The organism is Paenibacillus sp. FSL W7-1088 (genome assembly GCF_037969855.1).
In the GTDB taxonomy this organism is placed as follows: Bacteria; Bacillota; Bacilli; order Paenibacillales; family Paenibacillaceae; genus Paenibacillus.
Map to the genome: position 1 here is coordinate 5,766,661 of NZ_CP150216.1, position 21,310 is coordinate 5,787,970.

Here is a 21,310-nt window from a genome sequence, read left to right on the forward strand (position 1 = left end):
TTCATCCCTACCTTTTTTATGCGGCTTACTGCTCTATTATAGAGGCAAAATTAATTATCCCGTAAACAGCATTTGCAGTGCCCGTTTCATCAACACATCAACAGAATCGGCCGAAGTAACATCTTTCTTCAGTTTGAGCCAGACTTTATCCAGTTCACTGTCGGTATACCCCAGCGCTTTAAGCCCTTCACGAGCCTCATCCCAGGCAGAGCCGCTTCCTGCTTCTTCCGAAGGAGGGGCAAACAAACCTGTTGCATACGTGGCAGCACCGAAACCATCCAATTTGTCCTTAAGGTCCAGTATCATGCGCTGCGCTGTTTTCTTGCCAATCCCCGGCAGTTTGGTCAGGAACGTCAGATTCTCTTGATAAATTGCAGTCACGACATGGTCCGGCGTACCGCCAGCGAGTATACCCAGAGCAACTTTAGGTCCAATACCTGATACCTCGATCAGCTTGCGAAATAACTTCTGTTCCTCACGAGTAGCAAAGCCAAACAGCAACATCGCATCTTCACGTACATGGTGATGGGTATACACCATAATTTGGCCTTCTTGCTTCGCAAATGCAAAAGGATTCGGACAGAATACACGATAACCAACGCCATGAACATCAAGCACAATATATTCATTCTCCAGATGTACGAACTGTCCTCTTAGGAAATCAATCATTTTCGCAATACCTCATTCAACTTGGAATTTAATGTATATGAGTGTGCATGACACACTGCTACAGCCAAAGCATCAGCTACGTCATCCGGCTTCGGAATCACCTGTAAACGCAAAAACATTTTGACCATCTCCTGCACTTGCCGCTTCTCTGCTTTTCCGTATCCCACAATCGCCTGCTTAATCTGCATCGGCGTATATTCGGCAATAGGCAGTCCCTTCTGGGCAGCAGCCAGTACCATGACACCTCTAGCCTGACTTACAGACATCGCTGTTGTGACGTTACGATTGAAAAAAAGTTTCTCCAGCGCTACCGCGTCCGGTTTATATTTATCAATCAGCTGTACCATGCCCTCATAAACATGAAGCAGCCGTTCCTCTTCAGGGGTATGAGCTTCTGTCTGAATACAGCCATATTGTACTGGGGTTACCTTACTGCCGATTTTATCCACAAACCCAAAACCGACAATCGCAATCCCCGGGTCAATTCCCAAAAAACGCAAATCCATCTCTCCCTTACAAAAGCGAACATATGTATCGTTCATTTTATTATAACAAAAGATAGACCCTACGGCAGGAAAAACTTTGTCCTTCCATATACTCGCCTCAATTCGTGAATAACCTAAGTCGTTATCTCCCATATTCCGTTGTAACTGTCCTGGAACGACAAAAAGGACATCTTTCGATGTCCTTCGGTTCACTTCGTATGTTGTATAGACTCTGAATGTCCTTCGACAAGGCACTTCTCTTCTACGCGATGTTAAGAATACATTTAATGCAGATCAGCCTGTCTGTTATCCGCCATTACGGATTTCTTTATTGGCCTCATCCACTGCATAATCGCTGAACGTAGAGATTACGCTGTCGTACTCATCCTTGTCCTGGATACGGATACCCTGCTGCAACTGCTCCAACACACCTTCAGGCAATGATGTCTCCAACGTGCCTACGTCCATTTGAAAAAAAGTACGAATGACTTTCTCTTCTGTAGGCCGTCCTTCGTAAAGATTGAGATTACCCACAGCATCTATGCTAATATATGCCTGCTCTTTACATAATGGAGAAAGATCATCCACATGTTGCTTAATGCGTAACACTTCTGCCGATTCAACCTGAGCATCCCAATCCGGATGTTGTACGAGCAGCATCTTCAATTGAGGAATCGCCATCTTACCCAATTGTTCCGTTTCTACCCCACAAATATATTGCGTCTCCAATACAACACTCGTTAAATGGTCCGGATCAGAATTGAGTTGTTCCATCAAAGTCTGAATTTCTTGCTCAGACCTTTGCTCACTCGTAGCAGGTCCCATTACAGATACAGCCTCACTAAAATTGGTTGTTAATAAACGCTCGATCGCAGAAGAAATCGGCAAACCACTGTAAGCCAGTATGGCTACGGCAATCAATGATGCAGTCATCCACACTGTTCGTTTCCACCGACGCCAGCGTCTCTTGAATTGTTTTTTGAAGTTAAACGTGTTCACATGAACCCCTTCTATCACTTTTTAAACCTATTGTGACCGAAAGAACTGGGATTTATGCAAAATTAACCTAAAGCAACCACAATGCGCTGAGTCTGAGCACTAATAAGATGAAGCTATTATTATTCCTTATTAAGAGGTTGTGATGCTTAGAATACAATTACTTTTAAACAAAATAAAAATACGGACTATCTATGAATAGATAGTCCGTATTTTTTGAGATCGGGATGACACGATTTGAACATGCGACCCCCTGGTCCCAAACCAGGTGCTCTACCAAGCTGAGCTACATCCCGTTATCTATACCGGCGAGAGGACTCGAACCTCCACGGTTTCCCACTCGATTTTGAGTCGAGCGCGTCTGCCATTCCGCCACGCCGGCGTATGAAGTTATAATGGCGCGCCCTGAGAGATTCGAACTCCCGGCCTTTTGATTCGTAGTCAAACGCTCTATCCAGCTGAGCTAAGGGCGCAAATAATATTGGAGCGGACGACGGGAATCGAACCCGCGACCCTCGCCTTGGCAAGGCGATGCTCTACCGCTGAGCCACGTCCGCAAGCGGTAATTAAGATAAAAATGGCGGAACCGACGGGATTCGAACCCGCGATCTCCTGCGTGACAGGCAGGCATGTTAGGCCAACTACACCACGGTTCCAGATCACTTTCTTCAAAGAAAGATTAATTGCGGGGGCAGGATTTGAACCTGCGGCCTTCGGGTTATGAGCCCGACGAGCTACCGGGCTGCTCCACCCCGCGTCGTTATTCAGAAAACTATATGGTGGAGGCTGAGGGGATCGAACCCCCGACCCTCTGCTTGTAAGGCAGATGCTCTCCCAGCTGAGCTAAGCCTCCATAATATATGACCCGTAGGGGATTCGAACCCCTGTTACCTCCGTGAAAGGGAGGTGTCTTAACCCCTTGACCAACGGGCCTTAATGGCTCCCCGAACAGGGCTCGAACCTGTGACAACTCGATTAACAGTCGAGTGCTCTACCAACTGAGCTATCAGGGAATACTAAGCATCTGCAGTGCAAATGCAATTCATCATACAACGCTAACATGCAGAGCCTGTTTTCTATGTAAGATGAAAGAGTTCGCTTGGCGGCGTCCTACTCTCCCAGGACCCTGCGGTCCAAGTACCATCGGCGCTAGAGGGCTTAACGGTCGTGTTCGGGATGGGTACGTGTGGAACCCCTCCGCCATCGCCACCAAACGCATAGCTTAGCTTACATTTCAGAGTGTATTCTCTGAAAACTAGATCCGAAACGAACTTTGCGAGTTACAACCTGCATTTCTTGGATAAGCCCTCGACCGATTAGTACTGGTCAGCTCCATGCATTGCTGCACTTCCACCCCCAGCCTATCTACCTCGTCGTCTTCAAGGGGTCTTACATACTGGGAAATCTCATCTTGAGGGGGGCTTCACGCTTAGATGCTTTCAGCGCTTATCCCTTCCGTACATAGCTACCCAGCGGTGCTCCTGGCGGAACAACTGGTACACCAGCGGTACGTCCATCCCGGTCCTCTCGTACTAAGGACAGCTCCTCTCAAATTTCCTACGCCCACGACAGATAGGGACCGAACTGTCTCACGACGTTCTGAACCCAGCTCGCGTACCGCTTTAATGGGCGAACAGCCCAACCCTTGGGACCTACTTCAGCCCCAGGATGCGATGAGCCGACATCGAGGTGCCAAACCTCCCCGTCGATGTGGACTCTTGGGGGAGATAAGCCTGTTATCCCCAGGGTAGCTTTTATCCGTTGAGCGATGGCCCTTCCATGCGGTACCACCGGATCACTAAGCCCGACTTTCGTCCCTGCTCGACTTGTAGGTCTCGCAGTCAAGCTCCCTTATGCCTTTGCACTCTTCGAATGATTTCCAACCATTCTGAGGGAACCTTTGGGCGCCTCCGTTACTCTTTAGGAGGCGACCGCCCCAGTCAAACTGCCCACCTGACACTGTCCCCGCACCGGATTACGGTACCAGGTTAGAACCTAGATACGATCAGGGTGGTATCCCAACGGTGCCTCCACGCAAGCTGGCGCTCACGCTTCAAAGGCTCCCACCTATCCTGTACAGATCGTACCCAAATTCAATATCAAGCTGCAGTAAAGCTCCATGGGGTCTTTCCGTCTTGTCGCGGGTAACCTGCATCTTCACAGGTATTAAAATTTCACCGGATCTCTCGTTGAGACAGCGCCCAAGTCGTTACGCCATTCGTGCGGGTCAGAATTTACCTGACAAGGAATTTCGCTACCTTAGGACCGTTATAGTTACGGCCGCCGTTTACTGGGGCTTCGGTTCACAGCTTCGGATTGCTCCTAACCGCTCCCCTTAACCTTCCAGCACCGGGCAGGCGTCAGCCCGTATACTTCGCCTTACGGCTTCGCACAGACCTGTGTTTTTGCTAAACAGTCGCTTGGGCCTTTTCACTGCGGCCCCCTCGTGCTATTCACACTACCGGGGCACCCCTTCTCCCGAAGTTACGGGGTCATTTTGCCGAGTTCCTTAACGAGAGTTCTTCCGCGCGCCTTAGAATTCTCTTCTCGCCTACCTGTGTCGGTTTGCGGTACGGGCACCATCACCTGGCTAGAGGCTTTTCTTGGCAGTGTGAGATCATGACCTTCGCTACTATAATTTTCGCTCCCCATTACAGCCCAGCCTTACGATGTGCGGATTTGCCTACACATCAGCCTCACTGCTTAGACGGACATCCATCAGTCCGCGTCACTACCCTGCTGCGTCCCCCCATTGCTCATAACGGCTTACGGTGGTACAGGAATTTCGACCTGTTGTCCTTCGACTACGCCTTTCGGCCTCGCCTTAGGTCCCGACTTACCCTGAGCGGACGAGCCTTCCTCAGGAACCCTTAGGCTTTCGGCGGATCAGATTCTCACTGATCTTTTCGTTACTCATACCGGCATTCTCACTTGTATAATGTCCAGCGCTCCTTACGGTACACCTTCAACCCTTATACAACGCTCCCCTACCCCTGATGCAAGCATCAAGCCATAGCTTCGGTGGTGTGTTTAGCCCCGTTACATTTTCGGCGCAGAGTCACTCGACCAGTGAGCTATTACGCACTCTTTCAATGGTGGCTGCTTCTAAGCCAACATCCTGGTTGTCTGTGCAACTCCACATCCTTTCCCACTTAACACACACTTGGGGACCTTAGCTGATGGTCTGGGCTGTTTCCCTTTTGACAATGGATCTTAGCACTCACTGTCTGACTCCCGGAAGTAAGTCTATGGCATTCGGAGTTTGACTGAGCTTGGTAACCCTTGCGGGCCCCGCACCCAATCAGTGCTCTACCTCCACGACTCTGTTTTCCGAGGCTAGCCCTAAAGCTATTTCGGGGAGAACCAGCTATCTCCGAGTTCGATTGGAATTTCTCCGCTACCCCCACCTCATCCCCGCACTTTTCAACGTGCGTGGGTTCGGGCCTCCAGTGCGTGTTACCGCACCTTCACCCTGGACAGGGGTAGATCACCCGGTTTCGGGTCTACGTCCACGTACTACATCGCCCTATTCAGACTCGCTTTCGCTGCGGCTCCGGCTCTTCACCTTAACCTTGCACGGGAACGTAACTCGCCGGTTCATTCTACAAAAGGCACGCCATCACCCCTAAAACGGGCTCTGACTTTTTGTAAGCACACGGTTTCAGGTTCTATTTCACTCCCCTTCCGGGGTGCTTTTCACCTTTCCCTCACGGTACTGCTTCACTATCGGTCGCTAGGAAGTATTTAGCCTTGGCAGATGGTCCTGCCGGATTCATACGGGGTTTCACGTGCCCCGCACTACTCGGGATACATCTCGGAGAGAGCAGGCTTTCAACTACAGGGCTTTTACCTTCTTTGGCGGGCCTTTCCAGACCTCTTCGTTTAACCGGCTCCTTTGTAACTCCATGTGAGATGTCCCACAACCCCAAAGAGCAAGCTCTCTGGTTTGGGCTTCTCCGCGTTCGCTCGCCGCTACTGACGGAATCACTATTGTTTTCTCTTCCTCAGGGTACTTAGATGTTTCAGTTCCCCTGGTATGCCTCTACATAACCTATGTATTCAGTTATGAGTAACTGGAAATTACCCCAGCTGGGTTTCCCCATTCGGACACCCCCGGATCAAAGCTTGCTTACAGCTCCCCGAGGCAGTTTCGTTGTTCGCCACGTCCTTCATCGGCTCCTAGCGCCTAGGCATCCTCCGTGTGCTCTTAGTAGCTTAACCATAATTGCTCCGGTTTCGACTGCTCGCTTCCCTTGTTTTGCTTACGCAAAGCCAAAAGTCACTCCCATTCGATACCATCGCAATGCAGTTTTCACTATTTATTGAAACTTGTTTTAACACAAGTTCAGCTTAAAAAGGAATGTTCTAAATCGCAAAATTTCGTTTCGATATCTAGTTTTCAAAGAACAAGCTCCATGCAAAAGCAAGCTGTTTGAGAGTTTGAGCTCTCAAAACTGAGCAACGAGTGAGTAATTTTTGCAGCTAAGCTGCGTATTTGAATGTTTCCACGCGGGAAACGATTCTCCATAGAAAGGAGGTGATCCAGCCGCACCTTCCGATACGGCTACCTTGTTACGACTTCACCCCAATCATCTATCCCACCTTCGGCGGCTGGCTCCTTGCGGTTACCCCACCGACTTCGGGTGTTATAAACTCTCGTGGTGTGACGGGCGGTGTGTACAAGACCCGGGAACGTATTCACCGCGGCATGCTGATCCGCGATTACTAGCAATTCCGACTTCATGCAGGCGAGTTGCAGCCTGCAATCCGAACTGAGACCGGCTTTTTAGGATTCGTTCCACCTCGCGGCTTCACAGCCCGTTGTACCGGCCATTGTAGTACGTGTGTAGCCCAGGTCATAAGGGGCATGATGATTTGACGTCATCCCCACCTTCCTCCGGTTTGTCACCGGCAGTCACCTTAGAGTGCCCACCCGAAGTGCTGGCAACTAAGATCAAGGGTTGCGCTCGTTGCGGGACTTAACCCAACATCTCACGACACGAGCTGACGACAACCATGCACCACCTGTCTCCTCTGTCCCGAAGGAAAGGTACATCTCTGTACCGGTCAGAGGGATGTCAAGACCTGGTAAGGTTCTTCGCGTTGCTTCGAATTAAACCACATACTCCACTGCTTGTGCGGGTCCCCGTCAATTCCTTTGAGTTTCAGTCTTGCGACCGTACTCCCCAGGCGGAGTGCTTAATGTGTTAACTTCGGCACCAAGGGTATCGAAACCCCTAACACCTAGCACTCATCGTTTACGGCGTGGACTACCAGGGTATCTAATCCTGTTTGCTCCCCACGCTTTCGCGCCTCAGCGTCAGTTACAGCCCAGAGAGTCGCCTTCGCCACTGGTGTTCCTCCACATATCTACGCATTTCACCGCTACACGTGGAATTCCACTCTCCTCTTCTGCACTCAAGTCACCCAGTTTCCAGTGCGATCCGGGGTTGAGCCCCGGGATTAAACACCAGACTTAAATGACCGCCTGCGCGCGCTTTACGCCCAATAATTCCGGACAACGCTTGCCCCCTACGTATTACCGCGGCTGCTGGCACGTAGTTAGCCGGGGCTTTCTTCTCAGGTACCGTCACCTTGAGAGCAGTTACTCTCCCAAGCGTTCTTCCCTGGCAACAGAGCTTTACGATCCGAAAACCTTCATCACTCACGCGGCATTGCTCCGTCAGGCTTTCGCCCATTGCGGAAGATTCCCTACTGCTGCCTCCCGTAGGAGTCTGGGCCGTGTCTCAGTCCCAGTGTGGCCGATCACCCTCTCAGGTCGGCTACGCATCGTCGCCTTGGTGAGCCGTTACCCCACCAACTAGCTAATGCGCCGCAGGCCCATCCCCAAGTGACAGATTGCTCCGTCTTTCCAGTTTCCTTCAGGAGAAGAAAACAACTATTCGGTATTAGCTACCGTTTCCGGTAGTTGTCCCAAGCTTGAGGGCAGGTTGCCTACGTGTTACTCACCCGTCCGCCGCTAACCATCTGAGAAGCAAGCTTCTCATCAAGTCCGCTCGACTTGCATGTATTAGGCATGCCGCCAGCGTTCGTCCTGAGCCAGGATCAAACTCTCCAATAAAGTATTGAAAAGAGCGATAAGCTCATTTTGAAACTGACGAGATTAAAAATCTCATTGTTGCTTCGAAATCATACAGCCCGAAGGCTTGTACCGATTTCTCAGCGTCGATCTTGCAAGCAAGATCGTTACTCACTCGTTGTTCAGTTTTCAAAGATCAAACTCGATTTGTGTTACTCTTTTTTGCGTCAGCGCTGTGTTTCAGCGGCGACTTAAATAATATATCATACTGACGAAACCAATGCAATAGCTTTTTCTAAAAAAGATTTTAATAGATTCTAAGTCTCCAATGACCCAATAAAACTGTAGCGAATTTGAGGCTCTCCAACTATGCGTCCACATTCATAGGCTTTCTTAATATCTGCTAAAGAGCCCTACAAGCGTGACACTTCCATACTCCAGTAGGATTACCCTCTTCTCCATACAAAACTCAAAAGGTCGCCTCTTCCCAGAGTCGACCTTTTGAAACTTTAACGCTATTCGGTTACAGTACAGTGTTATTGCTGTATCCATGGATTTCTACGCTTTTTGCTGTCAGAACTACGTTTATTGGTTATCCCCGTGCGTTCTCTTGCTTGTTTCCCGGATACAGATACTTTAGATTTAGCTTTGGCAGCGGGTTTGGCTGTTCTGCGTTTCGCAGTTCCTGTTTTGGCTGCTTGTTTAGGCTTTGCTTCCAGATTGAACTCAGCCTCACTCTCTGTAGAGGACTGGCTTAAGTTAGCCTCGTCACGTCCGCCCTTTTTGCCTTCCCCCTTGCCTTGTGGAGGGTAGAGTTCACCGAATGCACCTAGCGGAGACGGCGGCACCATGTTCTGAGTAGGGTATGGGTTTTGATAGGCATATTCCAATGGCTGATGAGGCATCATGGATGTGGTCATTTCGGGTTGCATCCCATAAGGATTGTATGTGCCCCACGCTGGGTTCTGGTAGTTATGTGAGGGATATGCGTATTGATGGTTAGGCATATGATGGTTGCCACATCCGCATGGCGGGTACGGTAGCATAGAGTAAGGAGAAATATGAGGCGGTTGGTGGTTCATATGCTCATTGGCCGCAAATGGAGGGTATGGGCTGTTCACTTGACCTGCTGGTGCAATCGGATACGAGTTATTCTGCATCTCTGCAGATACGTTCGGCATAACGTTGTTATGGTTATACTCTGAACCAGTCCAAGGCATGTTAGGTGTATTACCTATGTCGTAAGGACTCACTTCAGTTATACCCGGGAATGTAGCATTGTCATTCGCCCCAGCTGTATACATGTTTTGTGGAGCAGTGTATACCTCTTGTGCAGGTACAGGAACCTGGGCATATGGATGCTCGACAGGAGCATGAAGCATTTTACTGCCACAACCACACGGAGCTTTGGTCGCAGGCGCCACCTCTGTAGGCCATTTCGTATTGTTAGGTATTACAGGTAAAGGCAGAACTTCAGGTGAGATATTAGGCATCGTATACGTTGGCGCTTCAGTTATCGGTTTTAATTGCACTTCGGATTTGGTGTTTTCCTTATTCTGAGCTTCCATCTGCGGCTTCTCTTCAGAAATTTCAGGCAACTGTGGTAACACTTCCACTTCTGGGTTGATATTAGGTACGACCGGATTTGCAGGTACAGGAGCAGGAACTACATTGGAGACTTCTGGTACAGGTGTTGGTTCAGGTACGGGGACTACTGGAGCCGTTTCTTCTTTAACTCCTGTGTATTCCTTCCCTTCAGGCGACAACTTCTCATGAGCAACATTGGATGATGCACCATTCTCTGAATTCGCATTTCCAGGTGCATTCGCTGATGGAATGTACACGGTCTCCCCTACAAGAAGAGCATTCGGATTTTTCAATTGTGGGTTCGCATTGATCATATCTTTCAACGGAACTCCCCAAGCCTGTGACAACTTCCACAATGAATCGCCTTGCTGAACTTTATGACTGTGCAACATGCCTTCCGGCTTAGGTGTTACAGGATCCGCAGGAATTTTGACCTTCATGCCGATCTCCAACTTGTCGGGATCTGCAATTTGCGGATTAGCTGCGATAATTTTGTCCAACGCTACATTATATTTTTGGGACAGCAGATATAATGTGTCGCCTTTTTTCACCATGTGTATTTTCACTTGGAACTAACCTCCTAGACGTGATACTTGGGCAGTACATTCGCCCATACCGTTACTACATCCTATGCAGAAATTGGGCCAATGACATCAACTAAGCAAAAAAAATCCTTCCCGCCTCAAAAACCGCATACTCCAGGTATGCTGAATTTCTGAGACAAGAAGGATTTCTGCTTCCCTATTCCGATCGTTCCATTTAATCTTCCCAAACTTTATAACCGTCTTTGTCGACAATTTGACGGAACGCTTCCAGCAGTCTCAAGGTTACAGGACCTGCGACGCCCGTTCCAATCGTTCTGCCGTCCACCTCATAAGCAGCAATAACTTCCGCAGCTGTTCCAGTGAAAAAGACTTCGTCGGCAATATACACATCATGTAGCGTAAATGGCACTTCTTTTAATTCAAGATTCAGCTCACCGCACAGATCGATAATGGCCTGACGTGTAATTCCTTCCAGTGCACCAAGATAACAAGGTGGCGTATAAACTACACCATTTTTGATGATGAAGATGTTATCACTTGAACCCTCAGTAACGTAACCTTGGGAATTCAGCATAATCGCTTCACCAGCACCTGAGTAGTTAGACTGTATTTTAACAAGAATGTTGTTCAGATAGTTCAATGATTTAATCTTTGGATTCAATGCGTCCGGTATGTTGCGGCGCTGGGATACAGACACGGCTTTTAGCCCAGTAAGATAAGCTTCCTCCGGATAAATGGCCAGTTGCTCTACAATGATGATGACGGATGCTTTAGGACAGCGCAGCGGATCAAGGCCCAAGTTACCAGGTCCACGTGATACGATCAGACGAATATAACCGTTACGCATATCATTGCGACGGACCGTTTCAGCCATCACTTCCAGCATCTCATCATAAGACAGCGGAATGTTCAGACTGATGGATTTAGCCGAATCGTACAAACGATCCAAATGCGCTTTGCATCTGAAAATGTTACCGTTATAAATACGAATACCTTCGAAAATACCGTCTCCATACAAAAATCCGTGATCATATACCGAAACGGTTGCGTTCTCCTTGGTCACATATTGACCATCCAAATAAATCCATTGTTCTGACACCAATGACTGCACCCCCATAAAATTTCCATCCCTGATTCCGGAAGTCATTTTATCTCGTTCATTGCACAACAAATGACAAGCTATTCTTGCTCACATTACCCAGTCTTAATACAGCCTTCAATAATGTACGTCCTGATTCAGGTCGTTTTCAACGAAGGATATGTATAACACGGATAGCTGCCAAGAATACGTACCTGACAATTCAAAGCCTCAATCTCAGCCATGGCTGCGGTAAGCAATACCGAATCTGCACTTTCCTCAACATCAATGTAAAAATAATAACTCCCCAACCTTTTCTTCGTTGGACGAGATTCCAGTCGCGTCAAGTTCAGCTTCCGCCAGGCAAAAGCAGACAGCACCTGATGCAATGCACCCGGTGCATCTTCAGGCAATGTAACCAGCAAACTGGTTTTCACATGATCAGGCTCTCGTGGTATCTGAACAGGCTCATGGCCTATCAGCACAAAACGAGTATAGTTGTTGTCATGGTCGGTAACCCGTTCAGCCATAATATCCAAACCATGCTTCTGTGCAGCCAGCCTTGTGCCAATCGCAACCCAGCCTTTGCCAGGATTTTTTTTCACAATTTCTACAGCTTCCGCTGTACTATTTACGCCCTCAAGGTCTGCTCCAGGTGAATGCAGGCGAATAAAATTCTGGCACTGCGGAATCGCTACAGGATGGGACATGATCTTCGTAATTTTCCCGAAATCATATTCACCACTCTCTGTCCTGAACTCGGACCCATGTCCAATGACATTCTGGATGGATGGGTAAACCCATTCCGCTTGCATCGGAATATCCACTTCGTTAACCAGCCAGTCCATATGCAAACTAACGGAGCCTTCAATGGTATTCTCAATGGGTATGACACTGTACTGGGATTTCCCACTATCCGTAGCCCGGAAAACATCAGAAATCAGCTTGGAATGAAGCAATTCCAAAGGTTCCCCATTAAACAGAAAATCTACTGCTTCATGAGAGACTGAACCTTCAGGTAATACTGCAATTCGTTTCATGCGTTAACTTCCCCTTTAACTCTGTCCATAAACGGACTTTCATCTTGATCAGGCAGTACGGTAACACCGTCCAGATCCGGATCCAACCATAATGCAGACGCAGCGATGCCTTCACGGCTCATCGTGTCTATCAAATATCGCTCTAGTTCGAGCTTACGAGTATCATGACGATCTACCAACGTCAAAACAGTGGGGCCAGCTCCACTCAATGCAGCCCCCAGAGCTCCATGACTGACCGCATGTTCCAGGATCTCAGCCATGCCGGGGACCAAAGATGCCCTGTAGGGTTGATGAATCCGATCAGACATCGCCTTTTGAATCATGTCCAACCTCCCAGTTGCCAAAGCCGCAACAAGTAAGGATGATCTGCTTATGTTGTGAATGACATCAGACTTGTCAAACTGCTGTGGAATTACATTTCTTGCTTTTGAAGTGGACAACTCGAAGTCCGGTACGATGACCAAAGTCTGCAAATCCTGATGCGGCTCAATACGAATATGATCTACCCGACTGCCATCCCACGCTGCTGCAATGATACCTCCATATAGTGAAGCTCCTACATTATCCGGATGTTTCTCCAGCGACGTAGCCATGTCCAGAAGCTTCGCATCAGATAACGGAGTGCCAATTAATGCATTAGCAGCAGCTAACGCACCCACGATAGCTGCTGCACTGCTTCCCAGTCCCCGAGTAAGCGGAATCTCGGAATACATCGATATCTCCAACTCAGGGACAGAAACCCCTGCTTCGTTGAATACCATCTGTGCAACTTCATATATCAGATTGGATTTATCTGTTGGCAGACCCGTCAGATGATCACCATGTAAATGGAATGTTGTCTGCTCAGCCGGTTTCATCTCAAGCCATGCATACAAAGACAATGCCATGCCCAGGGTATCAAACCCTGGACCCAGATTGGCTGTACTTGCAGGCACTTTAACGATTACCCTTTGCTGCAGACTCATACGGATTGTTGCTCCAGTTGTGCAATTGCCGCCATAACCGCTTCTTCGGAATCTTCGACAACAAGCGGCTCGGTCGCTACCGTTTTGATTGCAATATTAGGATCTTTGAGTCCATGTCCTGTCAGTACGCAAACCACAGTCTCTCCGCCTTTAAAGTACCCTTCACTCTTCAGTTTGTATACACCAGCAACGGAAGCAGCAGATGCAGGTTCAGCAAAGATCCCTTCACGAGCGGCGATCGTACGATAGGCAGTCAGAATTTCTTCGTCAGTTACATAATTAATCTGTCCGCCAGACTCTTCAGCTGCAGCTACAGCGGTTTTCCAACTTGCCGGATTACCAATTCGAATAGCTGTTGCTACGGTTTCAGGCTCAAGAATCGGTTCACCTTTGACAATTGCCATCGCGCCTTCCGCTTCAAAACCGACCATACGAGGCAGGGAGTTCGATTTACCTGCTTCTTTATACTCTTTGAACCCTTTCCAGTAAGCCGAGATGTTCCCTGCGTTACCCACTGGAATTGCGAGTACATCAGGTGCTTGACCAAGCTGTTCAATGACTTCAAACGCAGCTGTTTTCTGTCCTTCAATCCGGAACGGATTCACGGAGTTCACGAGCGTAATGGGATGTTTGGCTGTAATCTCACGCACAATTTCCAATGCACGGTCAAAGTTGCCATTAATCGCAATAACTTTTGCTCCATAGATCATGGCTTGAGCCAGTTTACCCAGCGCAATGTTGTTATTCGGGATTAATACGATACAATTCAGACCAGCACGAGCCGCATAGGCTGCTGCTGCCGCTGAAGTATTACCTGTTGATGCACACATAATCGTGCGGCTGCCTTCTTCCACTGCTTTAGCAACAGCCATAACCATTCCGCGGTCTTTAAACGAACCTGTCGGATTCAAACCTTCGTATTTGAAATATAAATTCAATCCGAGTTCCTCGGACAGATTCTCCGCATGAACCAGGGGTGTGTTTCCTTCGTGAAGCGTAAGCAGGGGCGTGTTTTCATTAACCGGAAGGTGCTCTTTATACGTTTGCAGTAATCCTTGATATCTCATTGTGGGTAAACTCCTTTGTCATTAATAATCCGAATATGATTGCATACATCTATATGGTTAAACGTGTATCTTAAACCTGGACTTAAAAAATTCAAACCGGAATTTGGGGACGATTTATCCTTCTACCCGATACACACTCTTAATGCGACGAATAACCGCAAGGGATTCAAAGTGTTTCAATACTTTATCCATGCTCGCCTTACTAGCGTTATGCGTAACGATGATGATCTCAGCATCCGGGTTGTGCTCGTTCGGCTGTTGCACAACTGAAGCCAAGCTGACTTCGTATTCAGCGAAGATTTGTGTAATTTGCGCCAGTACCCCTGCCTTATCATCCACATGCAGCAAAATAAAGTTTTTCGACATAATGTGCTCGTCACTTTGCAGACGTTTCTGTTTATAAGGCACAATCGCTTTGAGACCATTCACACCCAGCTTCAGGTTTTTGATCACTGCCACGATATCCGCTACTACAGAAGTTGCCGTCGGAAGCTCGCCTGCACCCGCACCGTAGAACATCGTCTCACCTACAGCCTCGCCATGTACATACACAGCGTTGAACACCCCATTGACGGATGCAATCGGATGATTCTGTCTTACCATTGTCGGCTGAACACTAATGGTGATCTCATCATCCCGACGATCTGCGATACCCAGCAGCTTCATCTCGTAACCTAGTCTTTTGGCATAGGTAATATCTTCACGAGTGACGGATGTAATCCCTCTAACGGTAACGTCTTTCAGTTCCACATTAGTACGGAAGCCCAAAGTACTCAAAATCGCCATTTTGCGAGCTGCATCGAGTCCTTCGACATCCGAAGTTGGATCAGTTTCTGCATATCCGAGTGCTTGAGCTTCTGCGAGAACCTCTTCATAAGAGGCACCTTCCTGGCTCATTTTGGTCAAAATAAAGTTCGTTGTTCCGTTCACTATCCCCATAATGCGGGTAATCCGGTCGGAAGAGAAACCTTCAATCAGCGTGCGGATGATCGGAATGCCCCCAGCCACACTCGCTTCATAGAATACATCACATTGCTTTTCCTGTGCCTTGGCCAAGATCTCGGAACCATGCAAAGCCATTAGATCCTTGTTTGCAGTTACGATATGTTTGCCCCGCTCCAGTGCTTCAAGAATGTATTCTTTGGTCTGATCAATGCCGCCCATAACTTCCACGATAACATCAATATCCGGGTGACGGATGACTTCCCAAGGATCTTCAGTGAGCTTCGCACGGTCTACAGCAATGACACGATCCTTCTCTGTATTCTTTACTGCAATCTTCTCAATAACGATAGGTGATCCAACCTGACTGCTCAGATCCTCCTGATTTCCTTCCACGATGCGAACGACCCCAGTACCCACCGTACCCAGGCCCAACAATCCTACTTTTACCGGTTTCACTAACGACCTACCCCCAATGTCTTTTTCTCCTTCACCCCTGTACGATTTTAACCATACAACTTATTCCTAAACGTTTTGCGATAACGTCTAATTAACCTTGGCCTACAATGCGCGTGCGTCGAACCCCGGGCATATCCTGCATCCGATCGAGCATTTCTCCGATTTCTCCATGAAGATGTGACGTCTCCACTGAAATGACAACGTTGGCTCTTCCCTGGAGCGGGATACTTTGGTTAATGGTTAACACATTGGCTCCATAACCAGCTACATGTCCGAGCACACGAGACAATATTCCTGATTGATGCTCCAAATCAATGGAGATCGTTACAATTCGCTCCCGTTCAAGCTGATTGATCAAATGGATGCCATCCTTGTACTTATAAAAAGCACTTCGGCTTAATCCAACCTGTTCAACCGCCTCATGAACTGTTTTGACATCACCGGAAGCCAGCAGTTCTTTTACCTGCATGGTCTTTACCACAGCCTCTGGCAAAATGTCTTCCCGTACTAAGTAATAGCGTTCATTCACAGAACGTCCTCTCCTCAAAGACTCATGTATTCATATAGTGGACATTATATAGGATCTATCCCGAAAGGGCAATACCTCACATGTCTATTTTTTGAAAAACTATTCCTAACAGTATACAAGTTTCTTCCACGCGCAGGTAAGGAAAATTAAAAAAACGCAGAGCAGCGGGTAAACTCCCACTTCTCTGCGTTTATGTTTTAACCAGTATCGGTACTGTGGCCGGCTATCTTAATAGTAGCTGCTGCCTTCCACAAATTCGAACTCGAAATCGCCAATGCGCACAATGGTGCCTTCTTCAGCTCCGCGTTTACGCAGTTCCGCATCCACACCCATATGACGCAATGTACGCGCCAGTTTGAGAATAGCTTCATGCGAATTCAGCTGCATCCGTTTCATCATACGTTCAATCTTGGCACTTTCGACCACGAAGATTTCATTCTCCCGTACAATACGGAAACCATCGTCCTCTTTTTTGTCCAAGCTGTACACTTTGCGTTCGGATAAGTCAGCAACTTCTTCGACCATGGGCTCGTCCGGAATTTGATCCAGAAGATCAGCCGCACGATACAGGAGCTCCTGAATCCCTTTCCGTGTCAGCGACGAAATAGGCATTACTTCAATATCCGGTTGAACTTCACGAGCCTTCTGCAAAAATTGTTCCAGATTGGCTTCAGAATCCGGCATGTCCATTTTATTGGCTGCTACAACCTGTGGTCTTTCAGCGAGGACAGGATTGTACAATTTCAGTTCCTCGTTGATTTTCTGCCAGTCTTCGAACGGATCACGTCCTTCGGAACCAGACATGTCAACGACATGGACGATAATACGTGTACGTTCTACGTGACGCAAGAACTCATGTCCAAGTCCAATACCTTCGTGAGCACCTTCAATCAGACCCGGCAAGTCGGCCATAACAAAGCTGCGACCTTCACCCACACCAACTACACCGAGGTTAGGTGTAATGGTTGTAAAATGATAGGCTCCAATCTTAGGCTTGGCTGCCGAAACAACAGACAACAGCGTGGATTTTCCAACACTCGGAAAACCAACCAGACCGACATCTGCCATGACCTTAAGCTCAAGTACGATGTAACGTTCTTGGCCCTCTTCACCATTTTCGGCCAGTTCTGGTGCTGGATTGTTAGGCGTGGCAAAACGAATGTTTCCCCGTCCGCCTCGTCCGCCACGAGCAACAACAACCTGTTGACCATGACGTGTCAAATCAGCCAGTACTTCTCCACTGTCTTCATCCAAAATGACGGTTCCAGGTGGAATACGTACAATCATGTTCTCAGCGTTCGCGCCATGCTGACTTTTATTACGTCCCTTCTCACCACGAGGGGCCTTGAAGTGACGCTGGTAACGGAAATCCATCAACGTACGCAGACCTTCATCCACACGGAAAATGATGTCAGCTCCTCTGCCTCCATCACCCCCGGCAGGTCCGCCGTTCGGTACATACTTCTCACGACGAAACGAAATAATTCCGTCCCCTCCGTCTCCGGCTTTCACATAAATCTTCGCTTTATCTACAAACATTGGTTAACCCCTTCTTCCTATATTCCACAAGGCATTCTGAATTGTATAAACGTATCCTCAGACGGAAGCTGCTCCGTTCTGACTTTTTTTCCTTTGAGTACGGCATTAAGCTGCCGCAATGTTTCCGGATCGGGTGTTTGATCCCCATCCAGCCGGACAACCACATCTCCGTGATCCTGTCCGAAGTTCAAGGTCAGTTTGCGAACCTCTCCCCAAGACGACCGGCCGCCGCCATATTGATAGGCTCGAATCGCATCGGCAATCGCCCCCGTAAGCGACTCGCCATCCTCGGGAGAGACCAGAGCACTAAGCTGCAACTCTTCCTCTACGACCACATGCAATTCCAGAGCGACTCCACTGGTCCGGAAAGATTGAAGATAAAATACGAGTGAAGGAATACCCAATCTGGAGATTCGGCTTTCTTCGTTAACCCGCTCTACTATTCTTTCCACACATTGCACTGATTTATCAAGTTTGCCCAGTCTAAGATATCCATACAACACCTGAAGATCGTTCATCCAATCATGCCTATGATGATTTAATGATGCAATTGCTGTTTTTTCCATAGATTGTATGATGGTTCTGCGTTCCGCCTCTGCCTGTCTCTTCATCACGTTCACAGAAACAAAAAGCACCGCGACGGACCACAATGCGTATACAGCAATTAAAATAACCACTGGATACAGCATAACGAAAACCAAAGGAATCAGAAGTGAACATGCCGCAATCCAGGGCACTCTTTTCCAAGATTTCATGGCTTCTCCCCGTTCTACAAAACTCGGTTGGTTTAATCCCCACCGTAACCAAGTATAACATGTCTTTTCTGCCAGTTCATTATCGAATAACCTATAAATACAAAAAGCCTTCGGCAAAAATGCCGAAGGCTCCTTAGGCGGAATGCCGATATTATGCTTCTACTGCAGCTGCTACTGGAGCAACATTCACAGGGTAGATGCTTACTTTTTTACGATCGCGTCCCCAACGTTCGAATTTCACAACGCCGTCAACTTTCGCAAACAAAGTGTCATCTTTACCGATACCCACGTTAGTACCTGGGTGAATTTTCGTTCCGCGTTGGCGAACGAGAATGCTACCACCAGTTACTGTTTGACCGTCAGCACGTTTAACGCCAAGGCGTTGTGCGTTACTGTCACGACCATTCTTCGTGGAACCTACACCTTTTTTCGATGCGAATAACTGAAGATTTAATTTCAACATGATTGGTTGTCCTCCTTCTTTAATTATTTGACTTGCTCTATCTGAATATACTTTCCGTATGACTCTGCAATATCAGTGAGCATAAGTACCATGGATTCGAGTAGCAATTGCACCTGGGACCAGGTTCCGTCTTTCTCCAACACAGGTAAAGAAGCGCTTAAAAAGCCATTCTTCATCTTGGCGTCCATTTCGACACCAGTCAATGTTTCGATCGAGTTCACCGTACCCACTGTAACAGCGGATACCCCGGCACATACGATGTCTTCTCCTCGCTTGGCAAAATTAGCATGCCCTTTGATGGAGAAACGATCGATACTCCCGTCATCATTACGAAAGACTTGAACGATAATCACTTATCGCACCTTCTTACGCTTTGATTGCTTCGATAGTTACTTTTGTATACGGTTGACGGTGACCTTGCTTCACATGGTAGTTCTTTTTAGGTTTGTATTTGTATACAACAACCTTTTGTCCTTTGCCATGTTTCTCCACTTTAGCCGTTACAGTTGCTCCGGAAACCAATGGTGTACCTGCTGTCAAACCTTGATCGTTAGATACAGCCAGGACACGGTCGAACGTTACGCTTTCGCCATCGTTCGCAGTCAATTTCTCGATGAACAGAACATCGCCCTCTTGGACTTTGTACTGTTTGCCACCTGTTTCAATAATTGCGTACATTTGCCTTGCACCTCCTCATGTCTCAGACTCGCCCGGTCTCAGGTGACAGTGTCCTTGCGGAACTGTTCTTGTACCCGGCCAGTGCGGTTACAGCATGTGCAAGACCAATAGGCTAAACACATACCTGATGATTATACCACCAACTATACTAAAAATCAATGCAACGGCGAAATATATCTTTTGCCTGTCCCATGACAGGAAGAACAAGGTTCTACATAAGGGAGCGTGCTTTCTTCCCGTACCTTCTTACGGGTAAGTTCGAGCAACCCCAGCTTGGTCCACCCTATTACAAAAGCCTTGGTTCGATCCTTCTTGAGTTCATTTTCCAGTGTTGCCGCAACTTCATGCCGATTCATCGCTTCCTCCATATCAATGAAGTCCACAATAATCATGCCGCCGATATCCCGAAGACGCATTAAACGGGCAATCTCAACCGCTGCCTGCATGTTCGTCTCCGTCACAGTCTCTTCCAGACTGTCACCGCCTGCTCCGGTGTACTTGCCTGTATTGACATCGACTACAGTGAGCGCCTCGGTATGATCAATGACAATATATCCGCCTCCAGGCAGCCATACCTTGCGGGCAAAATCCTTGTTCAACTGCTCCTGTACACGATAAGCAGAAAAGATTGATTCTTCTCCCCTGTATACCTGTACTTTAGGTTGATGGCCCGGACAGATTTCCTCCAGCAAAGCACTCAACTCACGGGCTTGTACTTCATTGTCCGTAATTACCTCATCGCTGCCAGGCGTATACACATCACGAATGATCCGCTGAACCATACTGTGATCCCGATGCAGCAGGCTTGGTGAAGGCAAACTATCCGCTTTTTCACGAATCTGACGCCACTGCTCACGTAATGTTTCCAGATCGGCCTGAATGGCTTCCCTCTGTTCCTCTGCGGATACGGTTCGTATGATAAGCCCCTCTTCGTCCCGTCTCAATTGTTCCCCCAACGTTTTGAGGCGGGATCGATCCCCCTCACGGGCAATTTTCTTGGAGACGGCTACATAGTCCGCTAAAGGCATGTAGACAAGCCATCGGCCCGGCAGCGAATAATGAGTCGTCACCCGGGCTCCTTTGCTTCCTACTGGCTCCTTCAAGACCTGGACGATTACCTCCTGACCTGGACGAAGCAGCTCCGAAATGGAAGGCTTCACTTTGGGCTGTTTCTCCAGATTGGGATGCAATACATCGTCCACATACAGAAAAGCATTCTTTTTCTGACCTATATCCACAAAAGCAGCTTGCATACCTGGTAACACGTTCACTACCCGTCCTTTGAAATACGAACCCAGCAGTCCACGCTCGCGTGTACGCTCTGCCATGAATTCTACAGCTTTGCCTTCTTCCAGAAGCGCCATTTGCATGAGGTTATGTTCATTATGTACAATCATTTGTTTCATGGCTTCACCTCTAGAAGACAATTCAATTCATCCACATCCATTCTGTATCTTCGCCATACTCATTGTA

Annotated in this window: 16 protein-coding genes, 9 tRNA genes, 3 rRNA genes and 1 other annotated feature; all 28 genes read right to left on the reverse strand. The window is 48.0% G+C overall.

All coding sequences use genetic code 11. The annotated features are described in order from the left end of the window. Positions 1 to 54: 54 nt before the first annotated feature. Complete coding sequence (gene ruvA / locus MKY42_RS25990; RefSeq protein WP_090903981.1) at positions 55 to 669, reverse strand: Holliday junction branch migration protein RuvA; 615 nt, start codon at positions 667 to 669, stop codon at positions 55 to 57. Continuing rightward, positions 666 to 1,169 carry a crossover junction endodeoxyribonuclease RuvC gene (ruvC, locus tag MKY42_RS25995; RefSeq protein WP_053779097.1) on the reverse strand — a complete coding sequence of 168 codons (504 nt, stop codon included), beginning with the start codon at positions 1,167 to 1,169 and terminating at the stop codon, positions 666 to 668. The genes ruvA and ruvC overlap by 4 nt, the downstream gene beginning before the upstream one ends. Before the next feature lie 291 nt (positions 1,170 to 1,460). Continuing rightward, positions 1,461 to 2,153 (reverse strand): BofC C-terminal domain-containing protein, encoded by a 693-nt coding sequence (locus MKY42_RS26000; RefSeq protein ID WP_090903982.1) that lies wholly within the window; start codon positions 2,151 to 2,153, stop codon positions 1,461 to 1,463. Positions 2,154 to 2,372: 219 nt separating this feature from the next. Beyond that, positions 2,373 to 2,446 (reverse strand) — tRNA-Pro (locus tag MKY42_RS26005). 7 nt (positions 2,447 to 2,453) lie between these two features. Next, positions 2,454 to 2,532 (reverse strand) — tRNA-Leu (locus MKY42_RS26010). Positions 2,533 to 2,546: 14 nt separating this feature from the next. Beyond that, positions 2,547 to 2,623: transfer RNA gene (locus tag MKY42_RS26015), tRNA-Arg, on the reverse strand. Positions 2,624 to 2,632: 9 nt separating this feature from the next. Further along, positions 2,633 to 2,707 (reverse strand) — tRNA-Gly (locus MKY42_RS26020). Between the two features lie 21 nt (positions 2,708 to 2,728). Next, a tRNA-Asp gene (locus tag MKY42_RS26025) sits at positions 2,729 to 2,806 on the reverse strand. A 27-nt stretch (positions 2,807 to 2,833) separates the two neighbouring features. Next, positions 2,834 to 2,907 (reverse strand) — tRNA-Met (locus MKY42_RS26030). Positions 2,908 to 2,927: 20 nt separating this feature from the next. Continuing rightward, positions 2,928 to 3,003: transfer RNA gene (locus MKY42_RS26035), tRNA-Val, on the reverse strand. A gap of 8 nt (positions 3,004 to 3,011) precedes the next feature. After that, positions 3,012 to 3,083: transfer RNA gene (locus MKY42_RS26040), tRNA-Glu, on the reverse strand. Positions 3,084 to 3,087: 4 nt separating this feature from the next. Continuing rightward, positions 3,088 to 3,163: transfer RNA gene (locus MKY42_RS26045), tRNA-Asn, on the reverse strand. Between the two features lie 84 nt (positions 3,164 to 3,247). Next, a 5S ribosomal RNA gene (rrf, locus tag MKY42_RS26050) occupies positions 3,248 to 3,364 on the reverse strand. 82 nt (positions 3,365 to 3,446) lie between these two features. Further along, positions 3,447 to 6,371 (reverse strand): 23S ribosomal RNA (locus MKY42_RS26055). Positions 6,372 to 6,680: 309 nt separating this feature from the next. Continuing rightward, positions 6,681 to 8,232: ribosomal RNA gene (locus MKY42_RS26060) — 16S ribosomal RNA — on the reverse strand. The 16S, 23S and 5S rRNA genes sit together here with 9 tRNA genes alongside, the layout of an rRNA operon. Positions 8,233 to 8,726: 494 nt before the next feature. Beyond that, entirely contained in the window at positions 8,727 to 10,343 is a 1,617-nt protein-coding gene (locus MKY42_RS26065) for a LysM peptidoglycan-binding domain-containing protein (RefSeq protein ID WP_339845838.1), read from the reverse strand. A 193-nt stretch (positions 10,344 to 10,536) separates the two neighbouring features. Continuing rightward, positions 10,537 to 11,421 carry a branched-chain-amino-acid transaminase gene (ilvE, locus tag MKY42_RS26070; protein ID WP_339853100.1) on the reverse strand — a complete coding sequence of 295 codons (885 nt, stop codon included), beginning with the start codon at positions 11,419 to 11,421 and terminating at the stop codon, positions 10,537 to 10,539. Positions 11,422 to 11,558: 137 nt separating this feature from the next. Next, entirely contained in the window at positions 11,559 to 12,440 is an 882-nt protein-coding gene (gene pheA, locus MKY42_RS26075) for a prephenate dehydratase (RefSeq protein ID WP_090904361.1), read from the reverse strand. Then, positions 12,437 to 13,405, reverse strand: coding sequence for a homoserine kinase (gene thrB / locus MKY42_RS26080; protein ID WP_339845845.1), 969 nt, complete (start codon positions 13,403 to 13,405; stop codon positions 12,437 to 12,439). The genes pheA and thrB overlap by 4 nt, the downstream gene beginning before the upstream one ends. Next, complete coding sequence (gene thrC / locus MKY42_RS26085; RefSeq protein ID WP_090904363.1) at positions 13,402 to 14,472, reverse strand: threonine synthase; 1,071 nt, start codon at positions 14,470 to 14,472, stop codon at positions 13,402 to 13,404. The genes thrB and thrC overlap by 4 nt, the downstream gene beginning before the upstream one ends. Positions 14,473 to 14,586: 114 nt before the next feature. Next, positions 14,587 to 15,873, reverse strand: coding sequence for a homoserine dehydrogenase (locus MKY42_RS26090; protein ID WP_090904364.1), 1,287 nt, complete (start codon positions 15,871 to 15,873; stop codon positions 14,587 to 14,589). Between the two features lie 91 nt (positions 15,874 to 15,964). After that, positions 15,965 to 16,402 (reverse strand): ACT domain-containing protein, encoded by a 438-nt coding sequence (locus tag MKY42_RS26095; protein ID WP_024633956.1) that lies wholly within the window; start codon positions 16,400 to 16,402, stop codon positions 15,965 to 15,967. Positions 16,403 to 16,630: 228 nt separating this feature from the next. After that, positions 16,631 to 17,941: a GTPase ObgE gene (obgE, locus tag MKY42_RS26100; RefSeq protein WP_090904365.1), complete on the reverse strand. Its 1,311-nt coding sequence runs from the start codon at positions 17,939 to 17,941 to the stop codon at positions 16,631 to 16,633. Positions 17,942 to 17,958: 17 nt separating this feature from the next. Beyond that, complete coding sequence (locus MKY42_RS26105) at positions 17,959 to 18,696, reverse strand: Spo0B domain-containing protein (protein ID WP_090904366.1); 738 nt, start codon at positions 18,694 to 18,696, stop codon at positions 17,959 to 17,961. A 151-nt stretch (positions 18,697 to 18,847) separates the two neighbouring features. After that, positions 18,848 to 19,159, reverse strand: coding sequence for a 50S ribosomal protein L27 (gene rpmA / locus MKY42_RS26110; RefSeq protein WP_024633959.1), 312 nt, complete (start codon positions 19,157 to 19,159; stop codon positions 18,848 to 18,850). Between the two features lie 23 nt (positions 19,160 to 19,182). Further along, on the reverse strand, positions 19,183 to 19,512 hold the full coding sequence (locus MKY42_RS26115; RefSeq protein WP_079347324.1) for a ribosomal-processing cysteine protease Prp: 330 nt from the start codon (positions 19,510 to 19,512) through the stop codon (positions 19,183 to 19,185). A gap of 13 nt (positions 19,513 to 19,525) precedes the next feature. After that, positions 19,526 to 19,837: a 50S ribosomal protein L21 gene (rplU, locus tag MKY42_RS26120; protein WP_062328098.1), complete on the reverse strand. Its 312-nt coding sequence runs from the start codon at positions 19,835 to 19,837 to the stop codon at positions 19,526 to 19,528. Positions 19,838 to 19,851: 14 nt separating this feature from the next. Next, positions 19,852 to 19,936, reverse strand: a sequence feature (ribosomal protein L21 leader region). Positions 19,937 to 19,992: 56 nt separating this feature from the next. Further along, positions 19,993 to 21,243 carry an Rne/Rng family ribonuclease gene (locus tag MKY42_RS26125; protein ID WP_339845859.1) on the reverse strand — a complete coding sequence of 417 codons (1,251 nt, stop codon included), beginning with the start codon at positions 21,241 to 21,243 and terminating at the stop codon, positions 19,993 to 19,995. Between the last annotated feature and the right edge of the window lie 67 nt (positions 21,244 to 21,310).

Excerpts from the sequence above, each read along its gene's own strand:
- ruvA (WP_090903981.1), bottom strand. The coding sequence starts at position 669 with ATGATTGATTTCCTAAGAGGACAGTTCGTACATCTGGAGAATGAATAT.
- pheA (WP_090904361.1), bottom strand. The coding sequence starts at position 12,440 with ATGAAACGAATTGCAGTATTACCTGAAGGTTCAGTCTCTCATGAAGCA.
- thrB (WP_339845845.1), bottom strand. The coding sequence starts at position 13,405 with ATGAGTCTGCAGCAAAGGGTAATCGTTAAAGTGCCTGCAAGTACAGCC.
- thrC (WP_090904363.1), bottom strand. The coding sequence starts at position 14,472 with ATGAGATATCAAGGATTACTGCAAACGTATAAAGAGCACCTTCCGGTT.
- obgE (WP_090904365.1), bottom strand. The coding sequence starts at position 17,941 with ATGTTTGTAGATAAAGCGAAGATTTATGTGAAAGCCGGAGACGGAGGG.
- MKY42_RS26105 (WP_090904366.1), bottom strand. The coding sequence starts at position 18,696 with ATGAAATCTTGGAAAAGAGTGCCCTGGATTGCGGCATGTTCACTTCTG.
- rpmA (WP_024633959.1), bottom strand. The coding sequence starts at position 19,159 with ATGTTGAAATTAAATCTTCAGTTATTCGCATCGAAAAAAGGTGTAGGT.
- rplU (WP_062328098.1), bottom strand. The coding sequence starts at position 19,837 with ATGTACGCAATTATTGAAACAGGTGGCAAACAGTACAAAGTCCAAGAG.
- MKY42_RS26125 (WP_339845859.1), bottom strand. The coding sequence starts at position 21,243 with ATGAAACAAATGATTGTACATAATGAACATAACCTCATGCAAATGGCG.